Source organism: Paenibacillus sp. LjRoot56 (assembly GCF_964253335.1).
Classification (GTDB): domain Bacteria; phylum Bacillota; class Bacilli; order Paenibacillales; family NBRC-103111; genus Paenibacillus_E; species Paenibacillus_E allorhizoplanae.
The window spans coordinates 991621-1012009 of record NZ_CAXURV020000001.1 but is presented as its reverse complement, the minus strand read 5'-3'; the positions used below and the strand labels follow the sequence as shown (position 1 = coordinate 1012009).

General features: G+C 46.6%; 19 protein-coding genes and 1 pseudogene. 5 read left to right on the top strand and 15 right to left on the bottom strand.

Translation table 11 applies throughout. The annotated features are described in order from the left end of the window. Positions 1-63 precede the first annotated feature (63 nt). Positions 64-531, bottom strand: coding sequence for a GNAT family N-acetyltransferase (locus ACSQ8O_RS04670; RefSeq protein ID WP_436240617.1), 468 nt, complete (start codon positions 529-531; stop codon positions 64-66). Between the two features lie 38 nt (positions 532-569). Beyond that, positions 570-1004: a GNAT family N-acetyltransferase gene (locus ACSQ8O_RS04665; RefSeq protein WP_436240616.1), complete on the bottom strand. Its 435-nt coding sequence runs from the start codon at positions 1002-1004 to the stop codon at positions 570-572. 174 nt (positions 1005-1178) lie between these two features. Between ACSQ8O_RS04665 and ACSQ8O_RS04660 the strand changes: the two genes are divergently transcribed. After that, positions 1179-2051, top strand: a complete 873-nt coding sequence (locus ACSQ8O_RS04660) for an AraC family transcriptional regulator (RefSeq protein ID WP_436240615.1) — start codon at positions 1179-1181, stop codon at positions 2049-2051. Between the two features lie 397 nt (positions 2052-2448). Here the strand turns inward: ACSQ8O_RS04660 and ACSQ8O_RS04655 are convergent, their stop codons facing one another. The 9 genes and pseudogenes from ACSQ8O_RS04655 to ACSQ8O_RS04615 all read right to left on the bottom strand — a co-directional run bounded on the left by ACSQ8O_RS04655 (position 2449) and on the right by ACSQ8O_RS04615 (position 11459). After that, the gene (locus tag ACSQ8O_RS04655; protein ID WP_436241941.1) at positions 2449-2667 is read right to left on the bottom strand and encodes a chorismate-binding protein; all 219 of its coding nucleotides are present in this window, start codon (positions 2665-2667) and stop codon (positions 2449-2451) included. A gap of 36 nt (positions 2668-2703) precedes the next feature. Beyond that, positions 2704-2796, bottom strand: a pseudogene (locus ACSQ8O_RS04650) (2,3-dihydro-2,3-dihydroxybenzoate dehydrogenase); the annotation flags it as partial. An 8-nt stretch (positions 2797-2804) separates the two neighbouring features. Beyond that, positions 2805-3677 carry an alpha/beta hydrolase gene (locus ACSQ8O_RS04645; protein ID WP_436240614.1) on the bottom strand — a complete coding sequence of 291 codons (873 nt, stop codon included), beginning with the start codon at positions 3675-3677 and terminating at the stop codon, positions 2805-2807. Positions 3678-4642: 965 nt separating this feature from the next. Next, positions 4643-5644: a FecCD family ABC transporter permease gene (locus ACSQ8O_RS04640; protein ID WP_436240613.1), complete on the bottom strand. Its 1002-nt coding sequence runs from the start codon at positions 5642-5644 to the stop codon at positions 4643-4645. Positions 5645-5663: 19 nt separating this feature from the next. Then, a complete protein-coding gene (locus ACSQ8O_RS04635; RefSeq protein ID WP_436240612.1) occupies positions 5664-6671 on the bottom strand; it encodes a FecCD family ABC transporter permease in 1008 nt (335 codons plus the stop codon). A gap of 10 nt (positions 6672-6681) precedes the next feature. Further along, a complete protein-coding gene (locus ACSQ8O_RS04630; protein WP_236292708.1) occupies positions 6682-7689 on the bottom strand; it encodes an ABC transporter substrate-binding protein in 1008 nt (335 codons plus the stop codon). Between the two features lie 100 nt (positions 7690-7789). Continuing rightward, complete coding sequence (locus tag ACSQ8O_RS04625; RefSeq protein WP_436241940.1) at positions 7790-9382, bottom strand: AraC family transcriptional regulator; 1593 nt, start codon at positions 9380-9382, stop codon at positions 7790-7792. Between the two features lie 84 nt (positions 9383-9466). Further along, on the bottom strand, positions 9467-10114 hold the full coding sequence (locus tag ACSQ8O_RS04620; protein WP_056618702.1) for a 4'-phosphopantetheinyl transferase family protein: 648 nt from the start codon (positions 10112-10114) through the stop codon (positions 9467-9469). A gap of 211 nt (positions 10115-10325) precedes the next feature. Next, positions 10326-11459 (bottom strand): serine hydrolase domain-containing protein, encoded by a 1134-nt coding sequence (locus ACSQ8O_RS04615; RefSeq protein ID WP_436240611.1) that lies wholly within the window; start codon positions 11457-11459, stop codon positions 10326-10328. A 190-nt stretch (positions 11460-11649) separates the two neighbouring features. On the opposite strand from ACSQ8O_RS04615, the gene ACSQ8O_RS04610 reads away from it, so the two are divergent. Beyond that, positions 11650-12234, top strand: a complete 585-nt coding sequence (locus ACSQ8O_RS04610; protein WP_436240610.1) for an AAA family ATPase — start codon at positions 11650-11652, stop codon at positions 12232-12234. 109 nt (positions 12235-12343) lie between these two features. On the opposite strand, the gene ACSQ8O_RS04605 is transcribed toward ACSQ8O_RS04610, so the two are convergent. Further along, the gene (locus tag ACSQ8O_RS04605; RefSeq protein WP_157256979.1) at positions 12344-12496 is read right to left on the bottom strand and encodes a hypothetical protein; all 153 of its coding nucleotides are present in this window, start codon (positions 12494-12496) and stop codon (positions 12344-12346) included. 299 nt (positions 12497-12795) lie between these two features. Between ACSQ8O_RS04605 and ACSQ8O_RS04600 the strand changes: the two genes are divergently transcribed. After that, positions 12796-14487 carry a DUF2339 domain-containing protein gene (locus tag ACSQ8O_RS04600; protein ID WP_436240609.1) on the top strand — a complete coding sequence of 564 codons (1692 nt, stop codon included), beginning with the start codon at positions 12796-12798 and terminating at the stop codon, positions 14485-14487. A 57-nt stretch (positions 14488-14544) separates the two neighbouring features. Here the strand turns inward: ACSQ8O_RS04600 and ACSQ8O_RS04595 are convergent, their stop codons facing one another. Continuing rightward, positions 14545-16038, bottom strand: coding sequence for a sialate O-acetylesterase (locus ACSQ8O_RS04595; protein ID WP_436240608.1), 1494 nt, complete (start codon positions 16036-16038; stop codon positions 14545-14547). Positions 16039-16182: 144 nt separating this feature from the next. On the opposite strand from ACSQ8O_RS04595, the gene ACSQ8O_RS04590 reads away from it, so the two are divergent. Together ACSQ8O_RS04590 and ACSQ8O_RS04585 are read left to right on the top strand one after the other, a co-directional pair. Continuing rightward, positions 16183-16845: a hypothetical protein gene (locus ACSQ8O_RS04590; protein WP_436240607.1), complete on the top strand. Its 663-nt coding sequence runs from the start codon at positions 16183-16185 to the stop codon at positions 16843-16845. 387 nt (positions 16846-17232) lie between these two features. Further along, positions 17233-18141 carry an ArsR/SmtB family transcription factor gene (locus tag ACSQ8O_RS04585; protein WP_436240606.1) on the top strand — a complete coding sequence of 303 codons (909 nt, stop codon included), beginning with the start codon at positions 17233-17235 and terminating at the stop codon, positions 18139-18141. 75 nt (positions 18142-18216) lie between these two features. On the opposite strand, the gene ACSQ8O_RS04580 is transcribed toward ACSQ8O_RS04585, so the two are convergent. Both ACSQ8O_RS04580 and ACSQ8O_RS04575 read right to left on the bottom strand, forming a co-directional pair. Next, positions 18217-19398, bottom strand: coding sequence for an MGDG synthase family glycosyltransferase (locus ACSQ8O_RS04580; protein ID WP_436240605.1), 1182 nt, complete (start codon positions 19396-19398; stop codon positions 18217-18219). Beyond that, positions 19395-20069, bottom strand: a complete 675-nt coding sequence (locus ACSQ8O_RS04575; protein WP_436240604.1) for a phosphatase PAP2 family protein — start codon at positions 20067-20069, stop codon at positions 19395-19397. Before ACSQ8O_RS04575 ends, ACSQ8O_RS04580 begins: the two co-directional genes overlap by 4 nt. Positions 20070-20389: the final 320 nt, after the last annotated feature.

Genomic DNA, 20389 nt, shown 5'->3' with positions numbered 1-20389 from the left:
AATCCCTCATTATTCTAAAATACGATCCACCTTATTTTAGCATAAACTTAGCCGTCATTGACCTTAGAGCTTTTTGCGCATGACATACCAACTATCTATCCGTTCTGGATAAAACTTGTGTTCGATGACTTCATAATGTAACCGTTCGTACATCCGAATATTCGCTGGAATGGATAGTCGTACCTCAACCCGAGTTTCCATAATCCCCTGATCTCGTGCTTTATTTTCCACGAAAGTTAACAGTGCTTTGCAGATACCCTTTCCCCGAAAATCAGGTAGTACCGATACCCTGCCAATATACATATAATCGTCGACGGGTTTATATCTTGCTGACCCGACCACTTTAACTCCATCGCATGCGACTGCTGCTCCACCACCGATGTTAAATGTATGGATTGTGTGATCCACCGTTTCCTTAAGTGCACCTGAAGGTGGATTGAGCTTGCCGTCGTATTCTTTGAATGATTCGATCATGACCTGGTAAATGAGTTGGGATTCATCAATAGTAGCTTCTCTGATGAGTAGGGTCATCGTTGATCGACTCCTTTTATAGATGATATTTATCAATCCTAGTTACGAGCCATGTTTCTGACATAATCAGGCATACGTCGCATATATCGCTCCGAATCGTGCTCAAAATCATACTGCTTATACAACTCGTGCGCATCCTTCGTACCCAACAAACCTACGAGGTCTTTATAATCATCACAGGAGATCAAGCTTTCCACTAGTTTCTTGCCGATCCCCATGCCCCTGTAGTCTTCATCAATAAATACATCGCATAAATAAAACATCGTCGCGTTGTCCGTTATAACTCTAGCGAATCCCACTTGTTTGCGCCCTTCATATACGCCATAGCATACCGAGTTCTCGATCGCGCGCAGCGTCCTTTCTTCCGGTCGTTTATTCGCCCAATAGCTTCGTGAAAGGAAACCTTTGATAACATCTACATCTAGCCGTTCTTTATTATCACTGATAACAAATTGATTCCACGTAATCTCCATCGTATCTGCTCCTCTACTTAACTGGGTTCATTGATTTCCATCTATAATACTACATTCCATTGCCTATCTGATATTCTCTTTTCGCTTGCGCGGAATATCCTGCAAACTTGTGCACGAAATGTCGGATAACCATCTGCAATTACTGCTATTCTATGGATATAGGAGGTCAGAACGATGGATTTGCTTAAAAACATGAACAGTGCGCTCAAGTATATTGAAGACAACCTGACGGACACGATTGACACGAATGAAGTAGCCCGAATTGCCTTATGCTCCGAATATCATTTCAAGCGTATGTTTTCCTTTCTCGCGGGCATTCCGTTATCCGAGTATATCCGCCGCAGACGGCTAAGTCTTGCTGCTTTTGAGCTCAGAGACAGCAATATCAAAGTCATTGATATCGCCATCAAATACGGGTATAACTCACCGGATTCATTCACACGATCTTTTCAAATTTTACATGGCATTACACCGTCAGAGGCTAGATTGAATGGGCAATCATTGAAAGCCTATCCGCCTATGACTTTCCAAATCACCATTCAAGGGGGAAATGAAATGAATTATCGTATTGAGGAAAAAGAAGCGTTTCATATTGTCGGTATTCACAAACGAGTGCCCATTATCTTTAACGGCGTTAATCCTGAAATTGCCGCAATGTGGCAAAGCTTGAACATGGACTTAATTAACACCCTTAAACAACTCTCCAATGTCGAGCCCATTGGCCTGGTAAGTGCCTCCACCAACTTCTCCGAGGGCCGCATGGAGGAAAAGGGAGAGCTTGACCACTATATTGGCGTTGCTACAACGAATCCGTGTCCCGACAATTTCACACAACTCGACGTATCTGCCTCGACGTGGGCGGTATTCGAATCCATCGGACCGTTCCCCGAAACGTTGCAAAATGTATGGGGACGTATCTACTCCGAATGGTTCCCTTCCTCTGGCTATGAACAAGTCGCCGGACCAGAAATGCTATGGAACGCAGATAAGGATACAACTTCGCCTACGTTTAGAAGTGAAATATGGGTACCTGTGAAGAGGGCGTAGTGAGAGTAATTGCCAGATCCTGAGGGTGACCTCTCTCTCCAGGGATTCCCCCTGTTAGGAACCCCAACCTCACCCCCACGCAGGAATTCTTCTAGATCACTAGTGGTTGCTTTCCATCACCTAACGGACATGAATGCCGTTATATCTGACAGAATGGGTCGTTAGCAAGGCTAGGAGGGGTGTATCCCCATTATTGTCACCTACTAACCTGACAACCTTGGCCTCACTCCCCGTTACCGGTCAAGGTGACTTGGCTGATCTCTACAGTAGCTTATAGAAAAGCTCCTGGATTCCTGCACAATTGCAGGAACTAGGAGCTTTTGGGGTTAGATTACATCACGATTGGCAGAGGCCAATGAGTCAGACGCGGGAGGCTGGCATGGAAAGAGGCCATCAGCTAAACACTTTGACCATTGGTCAGATCAACAGCAAACGTATATCCATGGGTATTATGAATGGATAAATTATGAAGCAACTGCTGTAGATTGATGGGCTGTGGCGAGGTCAGTCTTAAGGTGCGTGCAAGCACGATTTTATCAAGTTCACCTGATCGTAAGCGGCCTAAAGCTTTATTAACCCCCTCTACGTAAGCTGTTGGGGCTGGCACAGCCTCCATGTCAAACCGGCTCCCCATTGGACGCCATTGGCGATCACGCTCCGAGAAAGCTTGAGCGACTGCTGCCCCAATACCTTGCGCAGCTCCAGTTACGAGTACGATTTTGCCTTTAAATTCGTTAGGACTCATCGGCTCACTTACCCCCTTCTCAGGAAGCGGACAGCACGACTTACCAGTGCCGGAAGCACAGAAACATGTCCTTCGCCTTCAAACTCATAGAAATGAGCATCCAACTTCTCATTTGGCAAGAGGGCTAAGCGCTCATACAGCTCTTTGGCATTCTCGCTCATATTGCTCGGGTGATTCTTCTCGAGCTCACCGATGGTGATGAGCAGCTTATGATGAATTTGCCCCTGCTGTGGATTGGAAGTATACTGGTCCTCCTGCTCGCGTAACATCGCTTTATTCCAGTGAACCGATGGACTGCCTGCAATATAGGTTTGAAAAGTGTGCGGTTGCGTGAACAAGGTTTGCAACACGAAAAGTCCACCTAGCGAATGCCCAAAGACCACTTGCTGCTTCGTATTAATCGAATAATCACGTTCAATGCGGGGTTTGAGCTCATTTTCGATAAAGGCCCGAAAAGCATCGGCCCCTCCGACTTGTGGTCTTACAGCATCTTTGTTGCGTACTGGTAGAGCATCAAGCACTTCTTTCGGCGTCGGCATCGTAAAATCATAAAACCGCGAAGAATCGAACGGCTCCTCCGTCGGATAGCCGATACCAACAACGACTGCCGGGTAGACCCCCGTCTTCTCGGGAACGCGTGATTGTACACGTATCGCTTCAACCATCGTGGCAAAAAGCGCATTTGCATCCAGCAAATAGATGACTGGAAATCCTTCAGGCGGCGCCTTCTGCGAAGGCTTAAATACGTAAATTTGATAGGGTTGCTCTCTTGTAGCGCTGTAAAGAAGATATTGCTCTGTGTTCGGTAATGTAAAAGACTGACGGACAACTTCCCTCGAAGGCGTAGTGGTCTCGATGGATGAATGGGGTAAACGGGTCATTAGGTTTCCTCTCTTCTCCTCTCGTTTCAGGTTCAACGATCAGGCCGGATCTTGTGTGTACGGATCGATGGATTGTTTACGGATATTGTTTACGGAAACATATGTTGATAATGATTCTCATTGTTGATTATAGGGGAATGTAAACACATCGACCATGAACGATATCCACATATTGGAATGGAGAATGTTCAGGTCAGCGAAGCGAGTGAGGGGTGGATAGCCCCCTCCCTGCGACGGAGTAACTGTATAAACTCCAGCTAATTTCTGTGAAGTCTCTCGATTTGGATGTTTAACTGGATTTCCTACATCTATTTCTGGCGATATCAGTGAAATCCGCGACTTCGCCTCAAATTAGCTCCAGGAAATCCATCTATTTGCTCGAAAACGCGATTTTCCGCCAAACTAACTGTAGGAAATCCAGTTAATCCAATCAGAGTCAACATGCGACGAGGGGGGAAAGGTGGCGGGCAGGCATGTGTGAGGGGTTTCAACTAGTTTGTTTGGCTGGTGTGCATGTGGTGCATTGGAACGATGTGGTGCTGGGAGTGAGGGGCTTCAACTAGTTGGCTTGGTGTCGCTCCCTCTATCCCTGCGACGGAGTAACTGTATAAACTCCAGCTAATTTCTGTGAAGTCTCTCGATTTGGATGTTTAACTGGATTTCCTACATCTATTTCTGGCGATATTAGTGAAATCCACGATTCCAGTACAATTTAGCTCCAGGAAATCCATCTATTTGCTCGAAAGCGCGATTTTCCGGCAATTTAACTGTAGGAAATCCATCTAATCCACTCAGAGGTGGGTACGAGAGGCAATTCGCACGCGTATAGGTTTGCCCAGCATCACCCGGCCTTACCTTTGCCCTTGCTCCACTCTACCCTCTCTGCTCTGCTCTTTCCTGCACCGCCCCAGCAGCGCCCCAAACAGCACAAAACCGCCCCCTCACAGGGGAGGCTCCACAAGGCTCTATCGGCGATGCTTATTCCGATAGAGCAGCCAAACGAAGTACGGTACGCCAATAATGGCGATGACGACGCCGACGGGCATCTCTACTGGCGCGAACGCCATCTTGGCGATGAAATCGGAGATCATCACCAAGAGCGCGCCGACAATCGCGCTGACGGGCAGCAGCCGGCGATGCGTTATGCCGACGAGTCGGCGAGCGATATGCGGCGCCATGAGGCCAATAAATCCGATGCCGCCGGAGACAGATACGCAGGCACTGACAATACCGATACTGCTTAGCAGCAGTATCGCCTTCTCTTTGTCCACAGCGGCGCCCAGCCCGCGGACGCTCTCTTCGCTCAGCTGAAACACATCCAGCACAAGAGATCGCCAGACGAGAACTGGTGTCAATAAAATCAACCACGGCAGGATGGAGATAATATACTTCCAGTTCGCATTATAGATGCTGCCAGATACCCAAACGGCGACCATCTCGAAATCTTTGGCATTCATTTTGAGCGTAATGAACACCGTCACTGCTGATAAGCCAGATGCAATCGCAATCCCTGTGAGCAGAAGCCGCTGTGAATCCAGCCTCCCATTCTTTTGAGAGAAGACATAGATTAGAAGTGCTGCGCTCAATCCACCGACCAAGCCAACAATAGGCATGGCCAGAATCGCCGCCCAGCTCGTTCCTTTCACCTTCCCTTGAAAGAAAAACAAAAAGATGACCATCGCCAACCCCGCTCCCGCGTTGATACCCAGGATGCCAGGATCTACCAAGTTATTCCTAGTCAAGCTCTGCACAACTGTTCCTGCCATCCCTAACCCCATCCCCACCAACAAAGCAATGACGATACGTGGGAGTCGGAACTCCAAAATCACCAGATCATAATCATGCTGCGTATCAATCCGCAACAGGGTCTTAAAGACATCCTTCAACGTGATATCGAAGGCCCCATTCGTTAGAGAAATATAGGCTGTCACCAGCAATAGCGCTATCCCCAACAAGACCTGTAACACATAGTACCGATCATTTCTATTATCGATGAGACTCCCCTCCTCGCGTGCGAATGAGATAGAGGAAGAACGGAACACCGAGTATCGCGGTAACGACACCAATCGGCATCTCGAATGGATAATTCAGGAATCGGCTCAACACATCACACAGCCCCAAGAAAACGGCACCGATCACAGCTGAACATGGGATAACCCATTTGTAATCGATACCCGTTAGAAAGCGAGTGATATGTGGTACAAGTAGGCCAACAAATCCAATTTTACCTGCAATAGCCACAGAAATCCCTGTCAGTAATACGACGCTTAATGTCGTTAACAATCTGACCTGCATCGTCTTCTGCCCAAGTGATACAGCGATTTCGTCCCCTAATGAAAAGATCGTCACCGACTTGGACATCCATATGGCAAGCCCTAAGCCTACAACGGCAAAAGGAACCGCCAGCATAATCAGCTGTGGGTCCAGTTGATGCAGGCGTGCGTTGTACCAGAAGCTAATATTTTGGGATACTTGAAAATACATCGCAATTGCCGCAGACACACTACTCAGAAACGTCCCAATCAGTGTCCCTAGAATCGCTACACGTACAGGTGACAATCCCCCTGGCAATAGCGAAGCTAGCCCGAATACAATAACGATGCTTAGCGCCGAGCCAGCAAAAGACGCCATAATCATAGCCATCATCGAGGAATAAGGTGCAATGACCATACACAAAGTTACTGCGAATGCTGAGCCATCGGATATACCCATGATTGAAGGGGATGCCAGATAATTCCTGGTCATCCCCTGCATGAGAGCGCCCGACACCGCGAGGAACGCACCGACGAGCAGCGCTCCAATTACCCTTGGCAGTCTAGCGTGCATAATAATTTGATGATCGACATCGTTCGCATCAAAATGGACGATAGCTTCAATGATACGGCTGAAATCCATGCTTTTGGCCCCATAGGAGATGGACAGCACGATCGTAAAAAATATCGCGAAAGATGCTGCCAATAGGATGAGGGTTGGTGCGGGTACTCTCCATTTCATAGCTCTACTCTCACTTTGCTTGAACTAATTTAGAGCCATTAATCGCTTCTAAGAATTTAATTTTACTGTAAGCTGTACCGCCTTGTAGTAATGGATCTACGAGATTGGTATATAATTGGCCATTTTTAACGGCATTAATGTTTTTGAAGATAGGGTTGTTTTTCAAGTCTTCGAACACTTTCGGTGTATCTTTGTTCTCTTCCTCAGAGAATTCAACAATCAAATAATCCGGGTTCATCTCAGCAAGCTTTTCGAGTGAAATATTTTGTTGCGCTTTCGCTGCTTTCACTTCCGCTGGTACTGTTGCACCAAGCTCAGCGTAGATAGATGGATTAAAGAATACATCCTCAGGGAAGATGAATAAGCTGCCTGCACGTACGCGAATTGCCAATACCTTCTTATCCTTGAAAATAGGACCGATCTTCGCTTTCAAAGCTGCTGAATCCGTTTTGTACTTATCTAGCACTTGCTTCGCTTTATCTTGTTTGCCTGTCAGTTCGCCAAGTAAATTCAAGTTATTTTCCCAATCTGTTGCAATGTGAGATACCGGAATCGTCGGGCCCACTTTCGTCATTTTCTCAATCGTCTCAGCAGGGAATTTCGTGCTCATCAGGATAACATCCGGCTTCAACTTTAGAATCGTTTCTAGGTTCGGCTGTGCTTTCTCGCCTACGCCCTCTGCTTTGTCCGTAATCGGCGCGAATACTGCTGGGAATTTCCCACCAACCGTTAGTGCACCAACCGGCTTCACATCTAGAAGCAAAGCATCTTCCAAGGACTCAAGTGCACCCGTAATAACGAGTTTATCCACTTTTCCAGGGACTGTGTACTCTTTACCAACGTATTTGATGACTCTTGGCCCTGAAGGCGTCGCTGCGGGAGCAGCTGTTGGAGCCACCGAAGCAGCTGGGGCTGCTGTACCTGCTGCTGCAGGAGCCGTTTCTGTTTTCCCCCCGCCACACGCCGTCAATCCTAACAGAACCAATGTCGTAATACCGATTGTTGCTAACTTTTTCATTTTTCTTAAATCCCCTCTCTATCCGTTACGAATGATAATCATTCTCATTAAATTATAAAAGAAGTTGCCCATGTCGAACATGGACAATATACGGAAGTTCTCATGTACGATTGTCACATAAGAGATCATGAATATCTTGAACCATGCGTTCCATGGCATAAGCTGAGTACTCTCTCCAAGGATCCGATGAGATTAAATGGACGCAATTTCTACGGACAACCTTCAAGTCCTGCCATAACATAGAGGTTCTAATTCGTTCCCAATGCTGTATGGTCTCGGACTCCTGTCGAATATTGAGTAGTAGGTGATCCATATCGAGATGAGCCAGCTCCTCAAGCGTCAAGCATTGATTAGTCTCATATCGCTCTGATCCGGCTGGCGACTGCAAAGCCAGATCTTCAAACACGTCTCTCATCCCGCGTGTCGGAAATAGAAAGAAGCGATCGCCCAGTAGGCTAACAAATATTACGGTTTCATCCTGCAGCTCTTCTTCCAGTCGCTCTCGCACCAGCTTTACTTTGCTATTATAGCCATCCACCCAAACAACTGCTTCATCTAAAGCACCTACAATCTGTGCCGTGGCGTGCAGTTGTTCCTGCCAGCTTTTATCATACAGAGGGACGATATGAACGGGGGCAATTTGCGACAAACACTCCTTCTCCTCGATTTCCAGTTGATCCGTACTAATAATGTAATCGACTTGACTGTTCGCCAGTGCGTCCACATTCGTTTCCCAATCCTCATTAAAACGGTACCCACTTAAGTGCAGCGGGATATCAGTACGATAGTTGTTGTAATAGTAGGTACTCCATTTGGGGTGTAGTGGGGCAGCATAGGGCATGATTTTGAGTGCGAGTAATTGTCCTAGCACCGCCACGGAGTACGCAACGATTCGTTGTCGGCGATTTTTTAAATAAACAGTCGGCGAGACACCAACCTCTTTCTTAAACATGCGGCTAAAATAAAACTCGTCATTGTAGCCCACTTGGTAGGCAACATCCTTTAAACGCACATCGGTTTGGAGCATAAGCTGCTTCGCCATGTTGACCCTTACTTCCGTCAAATAGTCGATGGCCGTTTTGCCGTACGTTTTTTTGAATAAACTCACGTAATATTTCGGACTTATTTCAGCCATGCGTGCGAGCTGTTCAATCGTCATACTCTCTCGAAAATGGGCTTCGATATAGCTCTTGGTACGATCCATAGCGGCCCGTGAGTCGGATTTGGAATTCTGACGAATGTGGGTCATCACCCAATAGATCAATTCTAGGAAAACGGGCTGTCCTCGAAATCGTTCTATGGCACTCTCACTTCGGCTGCACAGACAGAGCTGCTCACAGAGCTGATGTAGCGTACTCTCCATATGGACGGACAGCTCACCTAAACGTGGAAAATTCACCTCGTCGTCAGAAGTATCACCCTGAATATCAAATGCAATGAGATACAACTCCGACTTCTGGCCCTCACAGAAACCGATGGTTTGGCCAGGCACCATGACATGTACCGTATCAGGTTGCATACGATAGGATTCTAAATCTATTCTCAAGTGGCCTTCACCTTGCTTGACAACCACCATGCAATAAGAAGAAATAAATTGCTGCGCTAATTTAGCCTCTTGAATGAGCTGCGCAGTACGAAATTTAAGCCATGTATGATCAAGGCAAAGGAAAGTGTCTTCATCTTTAGTCATCACTTCAGACAAGATAGCAGGCTCCCCTCTATTATGAAAATGAGAATCATTATCAATTTAAAATTTAGCACACAAAGAGAAGACCTGTCAACGATTGACAGACCTTAATGTTGTTATAATTTGGTCTATATCTACCCGTTCTGGCCCCTTTAGCTCTGAGGATAATCTGCAGCATGTCGTTAAATAGTAGGTATTCGTGTTCACGCCAGAAGGCCAATTTAATTCAAAGGATGAGAACTGCCACGGCTCACCGCCTAACTGCTTATTCCCCTCCACACCTTCTGAGGTCAAGACCGAGAAGTTGGTAAGCGGCAGCGATAGCCCTTTGCCTACAGCTTTGATATAACTTTCTTTGGCTGTCCAAATCTGATAGAAACGCAGTTGTCTCTCCCAGTCTTGAGCGCCTTCCAGTACGAAGCGATACTCATCCTCCGCAAAAAAGGATCGAGCAACGCCCTCTTCGAAGGCTTGCACGCGTTCCACATCGACGCCAACGGGTTCGTTGTCCACCAAACAAACCACCCAATCCCCGGAGTGGGACACGTTGAAATGGTAGTTACTCACCCCGCTAAGCTTCGGTTTGCCGTAGCTATTTAGCTCGAATCTGATGCTTGCATTGTCCATGTGAAGGTCCTCGATAATGCGACTACGAAGCAGCAGATCCGCCATCAATCCTCGGATCAGATCTTCTCGGTGACGAAAGCGATTCAGACGTGCCCGCTTCTCTTTCGACATGTAGGTGAGTCCCTCGGTGACCACTTCTGGGGTTATCGAGGGAATAGGTAATATAAATAAACGCGCGATGGCGAACACCTCATTTGTTAAAACAATTCAGCTATTATAGCCATACTCTCATTTCGTTCCCCTCCAAGTGAATCCTCTTTTTGCCTCTCAGCATAAACAAAAGCTGCGTATCAAAAGGATACGCAGCTTTTATAAACGATGTCTATTTAGGTGGTATGGATGCGAAGCGTTGAATCGATTGCTGCAATTGCTCGAAGGCTGCGGGGTTCTCAGAGAGCTGTTTATTCGACCTTACAGCCTGCACCACGTGGTGCAGCAGACTTTCTGGCATATCGACATCACCCGTATTCGCTGTCAATGCAACAATCAGCTTCAATTCCGGAATACCGAAGATACGTCGACCGCCTGAACCCGAAGCATAGAAAATCTCCACTTCCTTGCGACTTCCCTTATTTAAACCTTTGGCAAGGGATTTGGTCCACCAATAATAGCCATAAGAACCTTGCGTACCATTACTATAATTTAAAGTAATTCGCTTCATGAATGATGTGCGAATCCAAGATTGCGGAATAATGGACTTTCCTTCCCACTTTCCTTCGTTCAGATAAAGCAAGCCTATCTTCGCCATATCTTCCAGTGATAAAGCCAATGCCCACGCGCCAATGGTTATGCCATTGTGATCATGATTCCAGTTCACATTCGTTATACCAAGCGGTTCGAATAACCGCGACTTCGCATATTCAAACATGGACATCCCCGTTACTTTCTCTATTACTGCCGAGAGTAAATGCGCATCACCGTTCGAATAGTTAAAGACCACACCAGGTTCATGTTGCGCTGGGCGATTTAGAATATACGCTACCCAATCTGGGGCATGCATCATCTCAGTCGATGATTCTTCCTGATCATTATTCCATGAAAGTCCTGAAGTCATGCTAAGCAGATGCTTCAATTGGATCTTTGATTTTAGAGGATCATTTTCTAACTCAGGATAAAATGTAGCCAAACGCTGTTCAATCGTTTTCAGTTTTCCTTCTGCTAAAGCAATTCCGATTAATGCTGATGTCACACTTTTGGTAACTGATTTCATATCTTGCAGGATTCCAGATTGAATCCCTTCTTTACAAGCATCTGCTACCCATACACCATTCCGAATAACCGCTATACTGTGCACACCATGATCATGGAAAACGTCAAAAGTCTTAGCTAAGGTAGCTGAGTATAATCCTTGTGCCTCAGGCGTTGATGTTGGCCAACCATGTGCGGGCCATTGAGCCGATGGACGAGATGTTGCTTCCATACTACTTCGTAGTGGACTAATCGTATTTGTTAACACAAGATCAATCCTTCCAGTTTGTTTTACCCCTTTTTCCCTGTAATATACCGAAAAAGTGTGAAGCAAATGTGGTGTGAATCTTAAGAAAACCTTAATTTAGCTGAAAGTTTCCTGAAAATCTGTGTTGTAAACGCTCTTATGTTACAATTTAATGAAATGTTACTCACACCGTTAGCTTCGGAGGTTACCTATGCGCAAATTAATTTTCTTCATCGGTCCTGCAGGTGCAGGCAAAACAACACTAGCAAGGGCTTGGGTCCGCCGACATGGCGGAGCTTTCTTAGATATGGACACGTTGCTGCGCCCCGCGGCAGAAGCAATCATGACACTTGCTGGGCAAGACCCCAGCGATCGGGATTCGCCATTTTATAAGCAACACTGTCGCGATTTGGGATATCGCATCACGATGGATGCGGCGCTTGAACAGCTCCTACTTGATCAGGATGCTATCGTGATCGGGCCATTTACGAAAGAACAGGGGGACCCGCTGTGGTTGGAAGGGGAGTTGGCTCGTATCGGAGCTTCCATACGGGATGTCAGTATTAAGGTGATTTATGCGTATTTACCGAGTGAGGACGTTTATAAGGAGCGTATTCGCTTAAGAGGATCAGCCTTGGATGTATGGAAGCTGGACAATTGGCAGCAATTCCGTTCTTCCCTGCAGCGCAGAGAAATTACTTGGCGGATGGAACCGTCATCTCTCCTGTATTGGGATAATTCGGAGCCTTTATCGGATGCTAGGGAAGCGGAGTTAGCTGCTTTTATCTTAGCTTGATTAGGATGTAGACAACTAAGTTCAGAAGTGCAAAAGGGGCTGTCTCCAGGTTTCTAAATTGACCTTTGGAGATAGCCCTTTCGTGCGTATCCTATGCATTTCATGAAACTTAAAATCCTGATTCCAGATAATCGTCATGCTGATCGAAAGTAGGAATATCCTGCTCCTGATTCGGATCTATGACCGATACGCCATCCGTTGTCGTTACATGCCAATCTTCGTTAGAGCTGAGAACTTCAGTTAAGAAAGCATCAATATCCATTAGGTTATATTCCTTCCATTATGTACCTCAAGGGTGTAGCCCTATTATTGGTGTTGAAGGGTATGTTTATTCAAATCATACTGCCCCTAATCAATACCGGGATTACCTAATTGGTTGCAAACTCGCCAAGCAGTCTAGAATTCACTATTGGTAATTCAAGATATGCTGTTTAATATCAAGGCTACAGCATCACTCGGTACTACAACAGAATAGTACTTATTTCATCCATCTTAAACTGTTATTCTAAATGTATAAACCATTTAATTAACCTATCAATGAACGCAAGGAGCTGTTGAGACTTGGACATTCATCATCGATTCGATCATTTAGAAAAGAGAGTCATCGAGCTCGAGAAAGAACTCGCACTGTTAAAGCAAAGCCAAATAAGTCATCCTGCTCCTGTTCCTACTCCTAATTCTTATTCTAATTCCAATTCCAATTCCAATCCCAATCGCACTCCCGCTCCTGTTCACGTTCCGCCCACTGCACCACCTAAACAGGAAGTCATTAAAAAAGAAACCGACTGGGAGCACCTCATTGCCAGGGTATGGCTGCCGAGGATTTTTATGTTTGTACTTCTGATCGGTATCGTATGGGGATTCAAAGCGGCGGTTGACAACGGACTCCTCACAGAACAGATGCGCTGTGCGATTGGCTACGTGGTCGGTGGATGCTTTGTCTTCCTCGGTTTCAAACAACACAAGGCTAACCGTCCACTGCTGGCACAGGCATTATTAGGCGGTTCCATCGGATTGTTCATGCTAACCACCTTTGCCTGCCATCAGTTGTATGAACTCATCGGGGCACCTATTGCGTTCACCCTGAATGTATTATGGGTAGGCTTAGGTTTATGGTTTTCACACAAATTAAAATCACAATCCTTAGCCATAATAGCAAGTGCAGCAGGCGTTTTGACGCCTTTCTTATTAAACAGTAACAACCCTTCTTCCCTATTTTTCGTTAGTTACGAGACGTTGTTATTTGTAAGTTTTATGTTATATGCGATACGCAATCAATTTGTTGGTTTATTTTACACTTCGTTCGGTCTACTACCTCTTGCATTGTTCCTTTTTGGTCTTGGTGTACATGGGGATACAAAGTTAGCGGCCATGGGAATGTTAGCCCAACAAGTAGCTTTACTAGCGACGATCTGTTTGAAAAGCCCCACAATGAATCATCAACTTCGATTGCTCATTCCGAGTTTTGCATTCACCGCCATTTGGTTTAAAGTGGCTTACACCGATACGCAATTCAACGTTGCCATGGTTGCCACTTGTATAGGCTATGCCTTGATTTCCTACTGGTTCAGTAAGATGGCACAAGAGAAGTTACCCTATACGATGACAATAGCATCCTATGCCTTACTTTTCTACTCGGCTAACTACTTCAGCGACGATGCGTTACCTGGCTTCTTATTGGTTGAGGGAATTATTGCGCTGTTACTTGGTTTTATCGTGAAATCAGTATTACAGAAAATCAACGGAATCATCATCTATGCACTCGCTTTTGCAACGGCATTGGGTACAATCACCGAAGGTATGAGCAGCATCATGTCGGTTGTCATGTTAATATGGCTGCTGGTATTAGGAACCTTAGCGGGTATGATTGCCATAGTATCGCATTTCGGGGTCGGTACCAACACGAAGAACACCTTAATCCTGCTTAAGTATGGACTTGGATTCCTATTCTTGTGTTTTATAACGGAAATAACACGAACGTTGACACACGATTTCAGTGTGAATAGCCAACATCTGTGGGTCTCGACGGTGTGGGTCCTCTACGCGATTAGTGTGATTGCCTATGGACTCAAGAAAGAAGTCAAACAAATAAGACTCACCGGATTAGCGTTATTATTCCTAACTTTAATGAAGGTCATCTTCATGGATTTGCCCAATGTCTCCCTAACAATCAAAGCAATTATGTTCATTGGGCTTGGTTTCATCGGCCTATTGTTATCTCGCTTCTTCTACAAGAAATCATCAAGCACGTGAATACTCCCCATGTTGCACAAAAGGCGTTCACTCCATAGAGTGGACGCCTAAATTCTTCTATTCTCGTGTAACGTGTGTGCGGAATGTCCCCGCTGGTAAGCCAAGTCCATTTACTAAATTGGCCTCCGTGTAATTCGTCCAAGCATAACGCGCCTTGGCTGGCTTCGTAATCTCTGGATGCCACACTTGGGCGGTGTTCCCAACGATGCTCGCTTCAGCCTTCAGGAAGTTGCCATCCTCAGCAGCGATTTGGAAGCCGATGAGCTGCTCGCTCCCCACAGGAAGTCCTAGTCCCCCATCTGTATGATCAAAATAAAGCACAATTCGCCCACCTTCGATGTTCAGCTCACGGTACACAGGGCCAGAGCTCGTAAGCTCTTTCCCATAGACATGCTCCAAGGCTGTTAACGCGAGGCGCTGCCCCACTGTCCGTTTATCTCGCGGATGAATATCACCGCGCTCGCCGCAATCTAATGTGACGGCCATGCCCGTATGCGGGACGCGCTCATTCACGATCGCTTGAGACTCGCGCAGCAGCGGCCACGATTCACCGTCTGGCTTACCATCTGCACAGTAGGATGTCAATTGGACGAAGTGGAAGGGGAGGTTGTCATTGTGCCAGAGTGAACGCCAATTATGAATAAGTCCTGTCAGCAGCTTATCGTACAGCTCAGCATGACCTGCATCGCTTTCTCCTTGATAGAACAGAAACCCCTTTAACCCATAGGGAACTACTTTGAGCAGCATCGTTTCGTAGAGACCGCTTGGTCTCATGAAGCTATGCGGACTCATTGGAGGCGGCCATGGATAGCCGCCAAGCTCATCATCACTTGCACCAGCAGCTTTACGTGATTCATAGTCTGCCGTTGATTGATCATAGGCTTGACGGATTATTGCGAAGGCATCCCAGTCGAAATCCTTCACCTGCTCTTGGAAGGAATCTACATATACCTGCAGCTCGGGCTGCTGGCTAATGGTGGTCTCACTCACCCAACTTGATGCCGAGGTTCCTCCCCAATAGCAGCCGATTATGCCAATCGGAACGCTTTCTGAAGCCTGAATATGCTGGGCAAAATGATAGGCAACCGCTGAAAAGTCAGGGACATTTTCTGGCGCAGCCTTTTTCCAAGTTGCATTCATGGACGTTACTTCGGATGGATCCTCCCACTCCAATCGAGGAACTTCGAAGTGACGAATTAGAGGGAAATTCGCTTCCGCGATGTCTGTCTGCGCGTGACTCGTATCTCGCACCTTCCACTCCATATTAGATTGTCCGCCTGCTAGCCAAACATCGCCAAAGTAGACATCTGAAACGGCTGCAAGTTGTCGTCCCTCAGAGCTGATGGTTAAGATATGCGGGCCTCCCGCTTCGGATGCTGGCAGTATCGCCTGCCACTTGCCGCCTGCGCAGACGGTTTGTACCTGTTGTCCTTGGCACTCCAAGGTTAGCTGCATCCCATCGGGGCCTGTCCCCCAGACAGGGTTCTCTTGATTTCGCTGCAAAATCATTCCTTCGGAGAAGATTGAATGCAGTTGAAAGCGGTTACTCATTGTCACACCTCGTCATCTAAAATTGGTATATAATGGCTTATTTCTCTATCTCATGATACACTATTTCGTAGACGAAGAACGTCCTTTTTGCCAATTTGGCTGAGGGGCGTTTTTTGTTTTCTAAAAGGAGGCGACGACTGCACGGTGTCATTTGAACCTGCTCACAAAGCATTTATGGAAGATCACCTAGCTCGCCGATCCGGAGAGCGTAAGGGACGTTTGCTCCGCGGGCATAACTATGCTGAGAAGCTATTCCTCCAGCAGGTGTGGTGGCCTTTATTCGAAAGCTTAAACCATCTGCATCCCGAGATTTATGATTGGAATCGAAAATCACAATTCCTCGACTTCGCTTACCTCAGCCCTGGTGGACGTTTCGGGATAGAATGCGATGGCTTCCAGAGTCATATCAGAGAGATGGATCGCGAAAAGTTCAGCTATGCGCTGAATCGCGATACCTTCCTTACTGGGATGGGTTGGAGAATGGTCCATTTCGCCTTCGACGATATTCAGAACCGTCCCGAAGTATGCCAAATGCTGCTGCAGTTAGTCATTGGCCCCCATCTCATTCGGCCATCAACTGCAGCAACGCTGACTCCGGATGAAAAAGAAGTTCTTCGGCTAGCCTTCAACCTGAGCCGACCTATTCGCCCGAAAGACATCATCAGCCAATACGAGGTTAATTTTCGTACAGCTCGTAAGTGGCTTAGCGGCCTTGTTACGAAAGGAGCGCTGCGCAAGAAAGAAGGTGGCGGTGCCTATGCGCGATACTATAAGTTAAGCGAAGGCGCTTGGCAGCGATTGTTGTGATACGTTGGGGCTGTATGCTGAAATGGAAGCATGACATAGTGATCGATGTCTACTAGAGCTAAGTGGAGCCAGAGCCGTCACACTCTCGGCAAGTTGCATGATGTGCAACATGATTGCCGGGAAACAGCCGACAGGGGCATCTATGTTGCATCTTATGCAACATGATTGGCTGTTTTGGATCTAATTGGGGCTTTGCGACTCAGATTGTTGTATCAAATACAACATTAGGGGCGATTTAGCCCCGAAAGCCCGAATGATGTTGTAGAGAATACAACATCATTCGGGCACCTATACAAATACCCAACAAATACTCACAATCAAGTTGTTTAAATAACTTGTAGGTTATACAATAGAAACAAATATGCCTACAAAGTTGAGGTTCCCCCTATGCAAATTGAGGTTTCATCCAAAAACATGCCCTTCCTGGAATGCTTCTCATCGGAAACTCGCGTGAAAATGATTGAGCTTCTTGGCGAAGCGCCATTAAATATTAAACAGCTGTCCCAGCGACTAGAGATTTCGTCAGCGATCGTAACGAAACATATTCAGAAACTGGAGCAAGCTGGTATTGTGCGGTCGGAGAACGTGACCGGTGTGCGCGGCACGCAAAAGATCTGCTACCTGCAGCTTGAACAAGCCACACTTCAATTTAAGTCGAAGAAGCCCTATGAGCATCCGACAACGACCGTTGCGATTCCCATCGGCCAGTACGCCTCCTTCGACGTGAACCCAACATGTGGCTTGGCATCACCGACACAGCTGATTGGCGTGCTGGATGATCCGCGATACTTTGCGGATCCACAGCATGTACAAGCTGGCATTCTTTGGTTCGGCAGCGGCTATGTGGAGTACCGTATCCCGAATTTTTTTCATAGCAACCAGAAGCTTCGAACGCTAGAGATTTCATTTGAAATCTGCTCGGAAGCTCCTGGCTTTAACGAGAATTGGCCTTCGGATATTTCTTTTTCGATCAACGATAAGCCACTCGGACAGTGGACCTGCCCTGGTGATTTTGGTAAACACAGAGGGGTACTCTCCCCCGACTGGTGGGGTAATGGCAACACACAGCATGGTCTGTTGAAAATTATTACCGTGAATCCGCAGGGTTCCTTTCTAGATGGCACGCAAATCTCAGCGACTACCATTCACGACCTAAATATCGTATTCTCTCAGGATATTCATTTCCGTATTGCCTCCTTAGAAACGTCCACGAATTGTGGTGGTGTTACGCTATTTGGCAAACAATTCGGCAACTATGCCCAAGATATTATCGTGACGATGCAAGAAGATAAATAGCTCCCCTTCAGCTCAAAATAACCCTATTCCCCTCCTCAAAAAGAGGGAGGAAACAGGGTTATTTTGACCTCTATTTTAAACATTAGCATAAGAAAATTGTAAGCCATCCTGAATCGGAAGATAATGATGCTCCGTTTCCAAAATCGCATCTACCGTGCGAAGCACATCTGGTTGGCGATGACTCATTTGTGCATTCTTCTTCAGCTTGAGCAAAACAGATTGATTCGCGATGACCTCTAACAGCTGGCTCTTCATCTCGGCTGCATTCTTCACTTCGACGGCTGCGCCGATGCCAACGAGATAGGCAGCATTTGCCTGCTCTTGGCCTGGAATTGGCTTGTACAGCATCATCGGCAGATCCAGCGCAAGCGCTTCGGATACAGTGAGACCGCCTGGCTTCGTCACGATCAGATCGGACAGTGCCATCAACTCATGCACATGATCGACAAACCCTGTCACCATCACATGATGGTGCGTGTTCGAACCGCCTAGCTCCTCTTCCAAATGCTGTTTCAGCTTCTCATTGCGACCACAAACGAAAACAAATTGCACGGGTGCCTTCAGATCGTCCGACTGCAGCACCGATTTAAACGACTTCCCGATCAGCCCATGGCCCCCGCCCATCACAAGGACAGTTGGCATGTCGCGGTGCAAGCCATATTTATCACGAAGCTCCTCACGATTGTAGGTTTGTGTGAATGGCATCCGAAGCGGTATCCCTGTCACAACGATACGCTGTTCAGGAATCGCATACCGCAGGAGCGCCTGCTTCACATGCTCCGCCCCGACCAGATACTTATCCGTCCCCGGATGAATCCAGTAGCTGTGATCGGTGTAATCGGTAATGACCGTCACGGTCGGCACGATCGTAAGGCCGTTACATTTTAGATAAGACATCGCTGCCGCAGCACCTGGGAACGTACACACGACTTCCGTGGGCGCTTCCTCTTCTAACAAATCCAGCATCCGGTCGGTGCTGAATGACTTCATTTTTTTGAACAAATGGGATAACGCCGTATCATGTCTAGTCTTGTGATATAGAAATCCATATACGGAGGGTAAGCTTTTCACCCATTGCATATAACAGTATTTACCGAACCCATGCAGATACGGATGCGTCCACGCCAAATAATCGACGACCTTCACTTCCATATCCGGCCTATACATACGTACCGCTTCAAGAATAGCTTGTGCTGCTTTATTATGCCCATCGCCAAGACTGCCCGTCAGTATCAAAAGCTTTCCTTTGCTTCTCATTGCTTCAGTCCCCTTTCGAGCTTATCCTGCCGCGCACTAGCAGCGGTCGATCTTGTTAACCACGTTCTTCTACTTCTCTCCACTAGATAGACGACTCCTTCAGCCACAAGCACTGCACCCACAATATCCATCAGCACATGCTGCTTAACGAACAATGTTGAAACGATAATGAGAACTGCCATGCTCGCTACAAGGATGGTGTAAGGCTTCGCAATCCGCTTGGATCGGATATAGGCTCTCATCATGAGGTAGGCCGTTAACACGTGTGTACTGGGAAAACAGTTAAACGGTTCATCCGAGCGATACACCCACTGCACCGTCCGCAGCAGCCAATCACTACCTTCAATGTCCGGTCGCGGTACTGTCGTCTGATATATAGCATAGACGCTATAACACAAAAGCAAACCTATAACAAATTCCACGAGTGTCTGGAAATAATTCGATCGATCTTGATACGCTAAATATAGGAATCCTACAGCAAGAAAGAGATACCAGGATAAGTAAGGAACTACGAAGCCTTGGATAAAAGGTATCTGTCGATCGAGATCCGTCATTAAACTGTACGCCGTGCCGTTATCTTGATTTAAATGTATATAAATGAGCCCTACTAACGGGATCAAAAGCAGTCCGCTGCACGCTAGCAAATAGGACACCCAAGCTTTTGTTCTCATGCCAAATCCTCGCTCTCCTCTACGTTAACTCTATCATAAAGGAGTATCGCCATTTGCTAAACGCACCAAGGTACTGTCTTTCTTTAGCCAAAAGTCGTGATGAAACCTAGACCAAAGGCGGAGTTGTCCACATCCTTACGTGCATATAAGATGAAGGTTGATGACGCCAATGCGTTAGCTGCTTAGCAGAACGTCGGCACAATTGTTACTGTTACAATAATATTACAGCAATGTTACAACTTCATACAGCATACCAAATCATACGCGGAAAAGCATCTTCTGAGCATATCGGTGAGATGCATGCATTATGGTTTTGCAGT